Raw genomic sequence first — 12,755 nt, forward strand, 5'->3', positions numbered from 1 at the left:
GATAAGAGGCTGACCGAGTGTCCTACTCTACAGACCGGCTGCCACTTTAGTGGCGCAGGCGATAAATGACCATTGATTTTCGGGCCGGGTATTTGGCGTCAAAAACCTGCAGCCATGCGACCAACGAATGACTCCCGGCAGATGTGCCCGCCACCGAGGCGCGGTATACTGCCGCGCCTTTTTAGCGTCGCGCCAGCAGCCCCGGCGTGCCTTGAAAGGTGTCTGCGACCGACCGATGCACCCAAGCCGCAGGCACCTTATTGAATGTTCCCGTCTTTTAGAGGAGCGCGACTCATGACCGTGATCAAGCAAGACGACCTGATTCAGAGCGTTGCCGACGCCCTGCAGTTCATTTCCTACTACCACCCCGTGGACTTCATCCAGGCGATGCACGAAGCCTACCTGCGCGAAGAATCGCCAGCGGCCCGTGACTCGATGGCGCAGATCCTGATCAACTCGCGCATGTGCGCCACCGGCCATCGGCCGATCTGCCAGGACACCGGCATCGTGACCGTGTTCGTGCGTGTGGGCATGGACGTGCGTTGGGATGGCGCGACCATGAGCCTGGACGACATGATCAACGAAGGCGTGCGTCGCGCCTACAACCTGCCGGAAAACGTCCTGCGTGCTTCGATCCTGGCCGACCCGGCCGGTGCGCGCAAGAACACCAAGGACAACACTCCGGCGGTCATCCACTACTCCATCGTTCCGGGTAACACCGTGGAAGTGGACGTGGCGGCCAAGGGCGGCGGTTCCGAGAACAAGTCGAAAATGGCCATGCTCAACCCGTCCGACTCGATCGTCGACTGGGTACTCAAGACCGTTCCGACCATGGGCGCCGGCTGGTGCCCGCCGGGCATGCTGGGCATCGGCATCGGCGGCACCGCCGAGAAAGCCGCTGTGATGGCGAAAGAAGTGTTGATGGAATCCATCGACATTCACGAGCTCAAAGCCCGTGGCCCGCAGAACCGCATCGAAGAAATGCGTCTGGAGCTGTTCGAGAAGGTCAACCAGCTGGGCATCGGCGCCCAGGGCCTCGGTGGCCTGACCACCGTGCTCGACGTGAAGATCATGGATTACCCGACCCACGCCGCTTCCTTGCCGGTGTGCATGATCCCGAACTGCGCCGCCACCCGCCACGCGCACTTCGTGCTCGACGGTTCCGGCCCGGCCTCGCTGGAAGCGCCACCGCTGGACGCCTACCCGGAAATCGTCTGGGAAGCCGGCCCGTCGGCCCGTCGCGTCAACCTTGACACCCTGACCCCGGAAGACGTGCAGAGCTGGAAGCCGGGCGAAACCGTCCTGCTCAATGGCAAGATGCTCACCGGTCGCGACGCGGCGCACAAACGCATGGTCGAGATGCTGAACAAGGGCGAAACCCTGCCGGTTGATCTGAAAGGCCGCTTCATCTACTACGTCGGCCCGGTTGATCCGGTCGGTGATGAAGTGGTTGGCCCGGCGGGCCCCACCACCGCCACGCGGATGGACAAGTTCACCCGTCAGATCCTCGAGCAGACCGGCCTGTTGGGCATGATCGGCAAGTCCGAGCGCGGCCCGACCGCCATCGACGCGATCAAGGACAACAAAGCCGTGTACCTGATGGCTGTTGGCGGCGCCGCTTACCTGGTGGCGCAAGCGATCAAGAAGTCCAAGGTTCTGGCGTTTGCAGAGCTGGGCATGGAAGCGATCTACGAGTTCGAGGTCAAGGACATGCCGGTCACCGTAGCGGTGGACAGCAAAGGTGAATCGGTACACATCACCGGTCCTGCGATCTGGCAGCAGAAGATCAGCGAAAGCCTGGCGGTGGAAGTGCAGTAAGCGCTTCTGCTGTTTGAAAAAAACCGGGGGGTCAGCGATGACCGCCCGGTTTTTTTTTCGCCTGCCGTCAGTCGGCACCTGTCAGATCTGACAGGTGCCGACCCCCGACGCCCTCTGTTAGCGTGGAATCTCGGCGTTCACAGGTTGCGTTGCCATGGCCCTTGATGCAGATGCGCTCGTCACTCCTCCCTCTATTGCCAAGACAGCGTCCATTGCTACGAACGGGCGCAGTTGGGGAGAGATCGGTGCGACCGGGCAGCGGTCTTACACCTTGCCACTGCCGATCCTGAACGCCCGTACGCTCAATCCTGAGTTGCAGCTGTTTTATGACGGCAATGCGGGCAACGGCAAATGCGGACTTGGCTGGGATCTGTCGGTGGCTTCCATTTCGCGCAAGACCAGCAAGGGCGTGCCGAAATATGCAGCCGACGATGTCATGCAGGCTGACGGAACCGACCTGCGGCCCGAACGGACAACGCGCGGCAGGATCAAGGCAAAAAAGCGTACGCGCGGTAAAGGCAGGAGCGCCAGAACCTATTCAGTGGTGCTCTACATTCCACGTCTGGAAACGACATTCACCCGCTACGAACTCTGGACTCCCACCGATGGCGGTCATCCGTTCTGGATGGTCTCTGGAGCCGATGGCACTCGATATTGCTTTGGCAACACCCTGGATTCCTGCATCCATGACCCGGCAGCCCCGGCGCATATCGCTGTGTGGTTGCTGACGGAAGTCAGGAACCCCGTGGGCGAAAACATCTTTTACCAGTACAAGACCGACGACAAAACCACTGACGCCCGTTTTGACTACAGTGCTCAACGCTACCTGCGCCAGGTCTGCTACTGCAACAAGACCGCCAGTGCCGATCTGTACTGTCTTGATCACCCTCAACCCGAATTACTCGACTGGCTGTTCCGAATGATCATTGACTACGGCGAACGCGTCTCCGGGCATGACGATGTTCCACCGTACCCCGCCAATGAAGATGCCTGGACGGTGCGTTCCGATCCGTTTCGTATGCATCGCCATGGCTTTGAAGTCGGCACTCGGCGCCTGTGCCGACAGTTCCTGCTGTTCAATGCCATCGGCCCCGCTCCGGTGCTGGTCAATCGCCTGTTGCTGGAGCACGAATCCACATCGCATCGATACAATCATCTGAAAGCAGCGCACTACATGAGTTACGACGCTACAGGTCACGTCAAACACATGCCGCCCCTCGAATATTTTTATGAGGCGCTGATACTCGACACCACCCCCAAACCCTTTCTGCAACTTGATCACATGCCCGGTCTCAACGACGGCCAGCCCTACCATTGTGTCGATCTTTACGGTGAAGCCCTGCCCGGTTTTCTCTGCCAGCGCGACGGGGCCTGGTATTTCCGCGAACCGTTGCGCGGCACGCCCGGCACAGACGAAATCGTCTACGGCCCCTGGACCCTGCTGCCGCTGATTCCGAACGCCGACAGCAGCAAACCGGTGGTGCAGATTCTTACCGACCTCACCGGTGACGGCTGTCTGGACTGGGTCGTCGCGCAGCCCGGTGGCAGCGGGTATTACACGCTCAAGCCGGATGGCACCTGGTCGCCTTTCAAATCGTTCGATCAGTTTCCCGTGGAGTTTTTCCATCAACTGGTACAACTGGGCGATCTGCGCGGCGATGGCCTGGACTCCATGGCGTTGATCGGCCCGAAAAGCGTGCGGGTGTATGCCAACCTGCGGGAAAAAGGATTTGCTCCCGGCCAGGATGTGCCCCATACCCCGGACAGATTGCCGCTGTTCGGCAATGCCCGCAGCGAACTGGTGTCATTCAGTGGCATGGGCGCCAGCGGCATGGAGCTGTGCCGGATCCGCCATGATGAAATCCGTTGCTGGATCAGCCTGGGTCATGGCCGGTTTGGAGAGGGTTTCAAATTGAGCGACTTGCTGTTCGACTATGGCAAATTCGATGCCGACCGGGTACGCATCGCCGATCTCGACGGCTCCGGCGCCCCGGCCTTCATTTACCTGTCTTCGGATTACTTCGAGATCTGGTTCAACCAGGGTGGCAACGGCCTGGCCCCGACACCCGTGCGTGTCACGTGGCCTGCCGGCATTCGCTACGACAACCTCTGCCAGGTGACCTTCGCCGATCTGCAAGGCATTGGCTGCGCCAGCCTGCTGCTGACCAAACCCCACATGAAACCGCAGCACTGGGTGTATCACTTCGTCAGTAAACGGCCCTACCTGCTCACCGGCTGCAACAACAACATGGGCTACAGCGCCACGCTGCAACATCGCAGCAGTGCACAATTCTGGCTGGACGAAAAACGCCGGGAACTGATGGCTCGCAGGCATCCGGTCAGCCGGTTGCCGTTTCCTCAGATGGTGCTCCACTGGCTGGAACAACTCGATGAAATCACCGGCAACTGCCTGAAGCAGTCATTCGACTATCTGGACGGCTACTACGACGGGAAAGATCGCGAGTTCCGTGGCTTCGGCCGGGTCTGTCAGATCGACAGTGAACTGGAACCGGGAAAAGCCGAAGACGGCCATACGGCGCCGATGAAGGTGACGCACTGGTTTTATACCGGTCAATGCACTGACCCCGTTTTGAAAGGTATCTGCGAACTCGACCCTGAAATCACATCGCTGGGCCCCACGGTCTTTTCAGCGTTCGATGCCAAACGCCGTAAAGAGCGCATTCGCAAGCGGCACAAAGCCGAGGATGATCGCGAAACCGCCTACGCCCTTGCCGGTCACCTGCTTCGCACCGAAGTCTGCCAGGCAGACGACCGCCCCCCCGCGCGCCTGTTCTCTCTGAGCGAAACGCGCTATCTGGTGCGAGAGGTGAACCAAAATCCCTCCAGTCTGCTGGTACTGGAACTGGAAAACCGCAGCCATCAATACGAACGCTTCATGGACGATCCACGCGTTGAACATAGGGTCAATCTGGCGTGGGACGAATACGGTCATCTGACACAAGGTTTTACCGTCGCTTGTGCTCGTCGCCGCACCGAGAATGACGAACCGCCCTTCGATCGGGAAGATCAACGACGCGCCTGGCTGGACAGCCACGATGAGCAACAGCAATGCTTTTATCTGGCGGAAGCTCTCGCCGAATTCATTCACTTGACCAGTGACAGTCACTGGCTGCTCGGTTTGCCCTGCCGCCAGCGCGGTAATGCGATGAGGCTGCCCAAAGGCTCTCTGCCGGACGGTTTGCGCGCAGCGGACATCAGTTTCGAAAATTTCGATCGGCATAAAGACAGCGCCGCATGGAAAGCCGCGCGCGAACTGACCTCGCTTTCGCAGCAGACCTATCTGGAGGCCGCCGGCAAAATGCTTTACCCACCGTTGGCAGGCCCGACGAAACAGGCCGTGTTCGACAAGACTGCACTGGCTGCCTACGACGACGTCCCGATTGTCATTCGGGACGAGCTGATCAAGATCGGCTATGAGCCGATGAATCTGTTTCTCCCCGAAGATTCGGAAGAGGACAAACTGGAAAACCTGTGGTCAGCCCTGAGCGGTTTTTACACCTACGCCGATGCCAGCCAATTTTTCCACGTCACCGATGTGCAGCAGACCGCCAGCCATGGCGTGACGCACATCGCCTGGGACCCGAACCATCTGGTGACCGAGACCCTCACCCTGCCGGACGGCTGCGTCACAACCATGACATACGACTGGCACACCCTTCTGCCGTGCAGTGTCAAGGATGCCAACGAGAACATTCAGGAAGTGCTGTACGACGCAGACAGGAAACCCACCGCCCTCAGTTCTTATGGCACCGAAAACGGCGCTCAGGCCGGTTTCGCTCCCCTGTCCGCTTACCCGCCACAGCCTGACCTGAGTGTCGAATACGCCCTCGCCAATCCGAAAACCGCCCTGGCATCCGCTGCCAGCGTGGTGCGCACCGACCTGCAAAGCTGGATGCCGGTACTCCCGCTCAAAACGCTGCCCATCAAAAGAAAGGAATGGATCGCCAAGGGGCTGATTCTGCCCGACGGCCACATCCGCGCCTCGGCCCTGCGCTGGCTGAACCAGCTGAAAAAACGCAGCACCAGCGAACAGGCCCTGCTCAAGTTCATCCGAACCACCCTCAAGCAGCCGGTACACAGCCTCAACCTGGTTGCCGACCGCTACCCCACCGACCCGCTGCAACAGATTCAAATGACGATCCGCTACTTCGACGGCTTCGGCCGCGCACTGCAAAGCAAACAGCTCGTCCCGCAGGGTGAAGCCTTTATGGCCACCCCCCGACAGAACCTTGCGCTGGACCGTGGCCAGTTGCGCACGGCACCGGCAGATCCGCGCTGGCGAGTCAGCGGGCGTGTGGAATACAACCACAAGGGCGAAACCATCCGGGTGTACCGCGCCTACTTCCTCAATACCCACCGCTGTATCAACGACAGCGCAATGCGCGAGCACGGCTATCACGACCGGATGTTCTACGACGCCTTGGGGCGGCCGATACAGACGATCAATGCGCTGGGCCACCTGGCGTTCGACATCCTGCATGCGTGGTTCACGCTCCGCTATGACTTCAATGACACCGACAACACACCTGCGCCCTCATCTGCGAAACAACCCGCCAGGCCGGCGAAAAAGGTCAAGGCATGAACACCAGCCTGCATTGGCGCACGCCGACAGCCGTTGTCACGGATCCGCGTGGCAACGCCATCAGACAGGTCGACTACCTGCGCAGGGTGGCAGGGGAGGATGTGCAGGCGCTCATTACCCGACAGCAATATGACGTTGCCGGCCGACTGGTCGCGCTGCGCGATCCGCGTCTGCCCACGCCCAATACCACAACGGTGCACAGGCTGGACGGCGGGGCGATCAGGACGATCAACGTTGACGGTGGCGAAAACACGGTGCTGCTGGGTGTCGGTGGCGAGGTTCTTCAGAATTGGGATGCTAACCGCAATCACCGGGAAATGACCTACGACCCGCAACTGCGTCTGCGGGCCGTCACGGAAAACGGTGCAGCGAACTTCGAAACCTTCCGCTACCTCGACGCTTCGGCCGACCCGACGCACAATCTGCGCGGACAGATGACGGCGCTGAGCGATCCATCAGGCACGCTTGCCCTCGACAGCTTCGGCATGCACGGACAGACGCTGGAAGAAACCCGCACCTTCAAGGACGGCAAAACCTGCACCAGCCGTCGGGTCTACAGCGCTGTCGGCGCAGTGTTGCAAACCACTGACGCCGGCGGGCACCTGCAACAGTCGACCTACGACATCGCCGGGCAACTCGTCCAGGTACAACTGCAACTCAACGGACAAGCCTTCCAGCCGGTTTTGAAAGGTGCGGATTACAACGCCGCCGGCCAGATCACCGAACAACGGCTCGGCAACGATGTGACCAACCGCTGGTGCTACCGGGACACCGACGGACGCCTGCTGCGACAGTACGCGCAAAAGGCTTCAGAGCCGGCGATTCTGGATAACCGGTATGAATACGATTTGGAAGGTAACGTTACGCGCATTGTTGACCACACCTACACACCGACGTTTTTCCGCAACCAGCGGGTCGACGGTGAACGCACATTTGGCTATGACTCGGTGTACCGCCTGACCCGCGCTACCGGTTACAGCGACGCCCCGCCCGCGGATAACTCCGGTCGGCCGCAACCCACCGATCCCGATGACCGACGCAACTATGTCGAATCTTTCGAATACGACGACGGCAACAACCTGAAAAAACTGACCCACGTACGCGACGGCAACACCTACACCCGCGAGGTGTTCATCGACACTGCCAGCAATCGCGGGGTGCGCTGGAAACAGGGGGATCCGGTGCCTGACTTCGGCGCCCGGTTCGACCCGACCGGCAATCTCAGGCACCTGCAGGCTGGCCAGCCGCTGCACTGGAACAGCCGCAACCAACTGCAATCGCTGACGCTCGTCGAACATGTCGGCGGGCCACCGGATCAGGAGTTGTACCAATACAGCCGGGGCACACGGGTCTACAAACGTCACGAAACCCACACCCGCAAAGTCAGCCATGTCGATGAAGTGCATTACGCGGGGTCCCTGGAAATCCGCAGCAAAAGCTCGGGCGAAGAACTGCATCGGATCACCGTCGCAATCGGCGTCGGCGAAGTGTCCTGCCTGCACTGGGTGGCCGGCAAACCGTCAGGCATCGACGCTGATCAATTGCAGTACTCGCTGAGTGACCACCTGGGCTCAATCACAAAAACACTCGATGCAAGGGCGCTATTGATCAGTGCCGAGGGCTATTTTGCCTTTGGCGGCACCGCCTGGATGGCCGCGCGTTCGCAGATCGAAGCGGACTACAAGTTCATCCGCTATTCGGGCAAGGAAATGGATCGCACCGGGCTTTATTACTATGGCGCCCGGTATTACGTCCCTTGGTTGAGTCGCTGGATCAATGCCGACCCGGCCGGAGATGCGGACGGGCCGAACCGGTATGCGTTTGTCGGCAACAACCCGCTGCGTTACGTCGACTCTGTCGGAGCATACAAAACGGAAAGCACTATCAGACATTATTCGGACTTCATTTCCGTCGTCTTCGGACACTCCGAACATTTGCTCCAGCAGCTTCACAACATCTTTCATAAGAAAAACATCAAAAGAAATTTGGCGGCGAACTTCGCAGTCGAGGTGGGCAAAGGTGTTGCTGGCTACGAAGCAGGCGTTTTCGGCGCAGGGCTTGTTGAGTTGGTGCTTCCAAGCCCCCAGTCCTTTATCCCCTACCTGACAACTGGCGGGCTGATTGGTGGAAACATCGGCGGTGACATCGTCGGTGCGATGATTGACCCGTTCACAAACGAAGTCGCCTCCAGAACCGGGATCATGCTCGGCCCGCTGATCCCGCAAACGTCGAAAATGTCAGTCAGTGAAATCAATAAAGGATTAGGGATCACGGATCCCGTGAGGCAAAACAGAACGTGGCGAGAGGCCTCGGATGATCTGGTCCGTCAGATGCCTGAATTTCTCATGAACCGAATGATGGCGTCGTGGCTATCGATTATCCCCGCCGCTATCGCCATTATTGCTCGAGCAATCGAAGCCGAAGACATAAAAAACGGGCTCGACCCGGTGAAGATTATAAAGATCGAGACAATGCTCTCTGACTGGCAAGTGGCCGTCGAAAGTTATTCCGCCGCTGCAGAAGGAGCGTTCGATGCATTAGGCATCGATGTTCTGGACCCAGACGGAATTGCTCCGATCAGCCGCTCAGACCTGCAGCAGCAAACCCACGAGGCGCTAGCCAACATCGGTCGAGCGAAAGCTTCTGTTGCCGCTTACAGGGAGTCGCGGTCCACCGATAACCAGTTTTTACAGCAGCAACTACGTCATACCCCGGAAAAACACTCCAGGCTTTACAACTGGTGGACCAAATCCAACGGCACACATGGTCCCTGACCGCTGATGTCAGTTGAGGCCTGCCAAACCGTCGCCGATGATTCCGTACAAGGACTCGTCGCGCCCTGGATGCCAGACTCAAAAGCGGTCGTGTGACCAATCGGCTTTTATGCAGCCATAGCACTGTAGCCGCACGATGGCGTGCTATCGTGCCCGCCCGACCTGCCATCCGTTTGACCCAGCATGCTGCCGACTTCCCGTACCCTGCGTCTGTCGTTGTACACCCTGCTGATCCTCGCTGGCGCCGCCCTCGCCGCGACGCTTGCGATCCGCCACGCCGAGCGCCAGGCGCTGGAAGAAGACGCCGCGCGGGCCAATCAACAGTTGGCGCTGTACGCCAACTCGCTGCACACCCTGATCGACCGCTATCGCGCCCTGCCCGCCGTGCTGGCGCTGGACCCTCAACTGCGTGCGGCGCTCGCCGGTCCCGTGAGCGCCGAACAGCAAACGGCGCTCAATCTGAAGCTGGAAAAAATCAACGGCGCCGCCCAATCCTCGACCCTTGAACTGCTCGACCGCACCGGCCTTGCGGTGGCGGCCAGCAACTGGCGTCTGCCCAGCAGTTACGTCGGTCACAACTACGGCTTTCGCCCCTATTTCAGTCAGACCCGCACCCAGGGCACCGGACGCTTTTACGCGGTCGGCGTGACCAGCGGCATTCCCGGTTACTTCCTGTCCAGCGCGGTGCTCGGCGACAATGGCGAGTTCCTCGGGGCGATGGTGGTCAAGCTCGAATTCCCCGAACTCGAACGCGAATGGAGCCAGGGCAGCGACACCCTGCTGGTCAGCGATGCGCGCGGGATCATCTTCATCGCCAACCAGCCCGGCTGGCGCTATCGCCTGCTGCACCCGCTGAGCCCGGCCGATTACCGCGAGATCAAGGCCACCCGCCAATACGACAAACAGTCGCTGGTGCCGCTGACGCATCTGGCGCTGCGCAGCTTCGATGACAACAGTGATCTGCGCCGCGTCGAAGGCCCGCAAGGCACGGCGGATTACCTGTGGGAATCGCTGCCGCTGACCGCCGAAGGCTGGACCTTGCATCTGCTGCGCCGCCCGCAATTGTCCTTTGAAGACCAGCGTAATGCCGGGCTCGCCGCCGCCGGAGTGTGGCTGGCGCTGGTGTTCCTGTTGCTGTTCCTCAACCAGCGCTGGCGTCTGGCGAAGATGCGCCAGCGCAGCCGCGAAGAGCTTGAGCAACTGGTCGAGGAACGCACCCGGGATTTGCGCACGGCGCAGGACGGTCTGGTGCAGTCGGCAAAACTGGCGGCACTGGGGCAGATGTCCGCCGCGCTGGCCCACGAAATCAATCAGCCGTTGACCGCCCAGCGCATGCAACTGGCGACCCTGCGTCTGCTGCTCGATCATGGCCGGGTCGATGACGCCTGCAAGGCACTCAAACCGGTGGATGACATGCTCACGCGCATGGCCGCCCTCACCGGCCACCTGAAAACCTTTGCCCGCAAGAGCCCCAGCGGCCTGCGCGAACGGCTGGATCTGGCGACGGTGGTCGATCAGGCCCTGCAATTGCTCGATGCGCGCCTGCGCGATGAACAGGTCAGTCTGGTGCTGCACCTGACCCGCCCGGCGTGGGTGCGCGGCGATGCGATCCGCCTGGAGCAGGTGTTGATCAATCTGCTGCGCAACGCCCTCGATGCCATGCAGGGCAAGCCCTGCAAGCGTCTGGAAATCCGCCTGGAAGCCGACGAGCAACTGTGGCGCCTGAGCGTCATCGACAACGGCGGCGGCATCGCCGAAGAACATCTGGGTCAGGTGTTCGATCCGTTCTTCACCACCAAACCGGTGGGTGACGGACTGGGCCTGGGACTGGCGGTATCCTTCGCCATCGTCCATGAATCCGGCGGGCGCCTGTGCGTCGAAAATGGTGACAATGGCGCGGTGTTCAGCCTGACCTTGCCGATCGATCTGGAGGCGCACATCTGATGCTCAACTCGGTGATGGTGGTCGATGACGAAAGCAGTATTCGCAATGCCGTCGAACAATGGCTGAGCCTGTCCGGGTTCGAGGTGCAGCTATTCAGCCGCGCCGAGGAATGCCTGGCGGTGCTGCCGAAACACTTTGCCGGGGTGATTCTCAGCGATGTGCGCATGCCGGGGCTCAGCGGTCTTGAGCTGCTGGCCGAAGTGCAGCGCCGGGATGCCGACCTGCCGGTGATTCTGCTGACCGGCCACGGTGACGTACCGATGGCGGTCGAAGCGATGCGCGACGGTGCCTACGATTTTCTGGAAAAACCGTTCAGCCCCGAGACTCTGCTCGGCAGCCTGCGCCGGGCGCTGGACAAGCGTCGGCTGGTGCTGGAAAACCGTGCCCTGCACGAGCAGGCCGACAACCGCGCCAGACTCGATGCGACGTTGCTCGGTGTGTCCCGTGGCTTGCAGACCTTGCGCCGGCAGGTGCTTGACCTGGCGACGCTGCCGGTCAACGTGCTGATCCGTGGCGAAACCGGCAGCGGCAAGGAGCTGGTCGCCCGCTGCCTGCACGACTTCGGCCCGCGCGCCGACAAGCCGTTCGTGGCGCTGAACTGCGCGGCGATCCCCGAGCAGTTGTTCGAAGCCGAGTTGTTCGGGCATGAAAGCGGCGCGTTCACCGGCGCCTCGGGCAAGCGCATCGGCAAGCTGGAATACGCCGATGGCGGCACGCTGTTTCTCGATGAAATCGAAAGCATGCCGCTGGCCCAGCAGGTGAAACTGCTACGGGTGTTACAGGAGCAGAAGCTGGAGCGGCTGGGGTCGAACCAGAGCATTCGCGTGGACTTGCGGATTGTCGCGGCGACCAAACCCGACTTGCTGGATGAAGCGCGGGCCGGGCGTTTTCGCGAAGACCTGGCGTATCGCCTGAACGTCGCAGAGCTGCGATTGCCACCGCTGCGTGATCGTCGCGAAGACATTCCGCTGTTGTTCGAATCCTTCGCCCAGAGCGCCGCCCAGCGTTTGGGCCGGACCTTTCCACCGCTCAGTGGCGCGCAGTTGAGCCACCTGCTCAGTCACGACTGGCCGGGCAATGTGCGCGAGTTGGCGAACGTGGCCGAGCGGCAGGTGCTGGGGCTGGATGAACCGGTGCAGGGTATCGATCCGGGGCAGTCGCTGGCGGCGCAGCAAGAGGCGTTTGAGGCGCAGTGTTTGCGGGCTGCTTTGACCCGGCACAAGGGCGATGTGAAAGCGGTGCTTGAGGAGCTGCAACTGCCGCGTCGCACGTTTAATGAAAAGATGCAGCGGCATGGTTTGACCCGAGAGATGTTCGTACCCGACTGATCGTTTGATGATTGATCGTTCCCACGCTCCGCGTGGGAATGCCTAAATGGACGCTCTGCGTCCGCTTTGGGACGCAGAGCGTCCCCGGCTGCATTCCCACGCAGAGCGTGGGAACGATCACGCTGAATGAGCGGAAATCCGCTCATTCATTCCGGATCATCGGCAAAATCCCGCTCAACCCATCTCACCAACCCCTCTAAACCGGCCCTCTCCCCGTTGGCACAGCTCCTGCTATAGCCCTCGCAGGCTGCGTTCCAACGCGCTCCACAAAAACAATTAAATGAAGGA

The 12,755-nt window shown here is 60.6% G+C and carries 5 protein-coding genes; all 5 read left to right on the top strand.

Features of this window, described 5'->3' with window-relative positions:
• The first annotated feature begins 294 nt into the window (after positions 1–294).
• Complete coding sequence (locus tag AWU82_RS02730) at positions 295–1,818, top strand: fumarate hydratase (RefSeq protein ID WP_007960181.1); 1,524 nt, start codon at positions 295–297, stop codon at positions 1,816–1,818.
• Between the two features lie 154 nt (positions 1,819–1,972).
• Positions 1,973–6,421: a SpvB/TcaC N-terminal domain-containing protein gene (locus AWU82_RS02735; protein WP_064383786.1), complete on the top strand. Its 4,449-nt coding sequence runs from the start codon at positions 1,973–1,975 to the stop codon at positions 6,419–6,421.
• Positions 6,418–9,195, top strand: coding sequence for an RHS repeat-associated core domain-containing protein (locus AWU82_RS02740; protein ID WP_084777066.1), 2,778 nt, complete (start codon positions 6,418–6,420; stop codon positions 9,193–9,195). Before AWU82_RS02735 ends, AWU82_RS02740 begins: the two co-directional genes overlap by 4 nt.
• A 183-nt stretch (positions 9,196–9,378) precedes the next feature.
• On the top strand, positions 9,379–11,139 hold the full coding sequence (gene mifS / locus AWU82_RS02745) for a two-component system sensor histidine kinase MifS (RefSeq protein ID WP_064383787.1): 1,761 nt from the start codon (positions 9,379–9,381) through the stop codon (positions 11,137–11,139).
• Entirely contained in the window at positions 11,139–12,467 is a 1,329-nt protein-coding gene (gene mifR, locus AWU82_RS02750; RefSeq protein ID WP_064383788.1) for a two-component system response regulator MifR, read from the top strand. The genes mifS and mifR overlap by 1 nt, the downstream gene beginning before the upstream one ends.
• Positions 12,468–12,755 lie beyond the last annotated feature (288 nt).

Origin of the sequence: Pseudomonas glycinae (assembly GCF_001594225.2) — a bacterium.
GTDB classification, from domain to species: Bacteria; Pseudomonadota; Gammaproteobacteria; order Pseudomonadales; family Pseudomonadaceae; genus Aquipseudomonas; species Aquipseudomonas glycinae.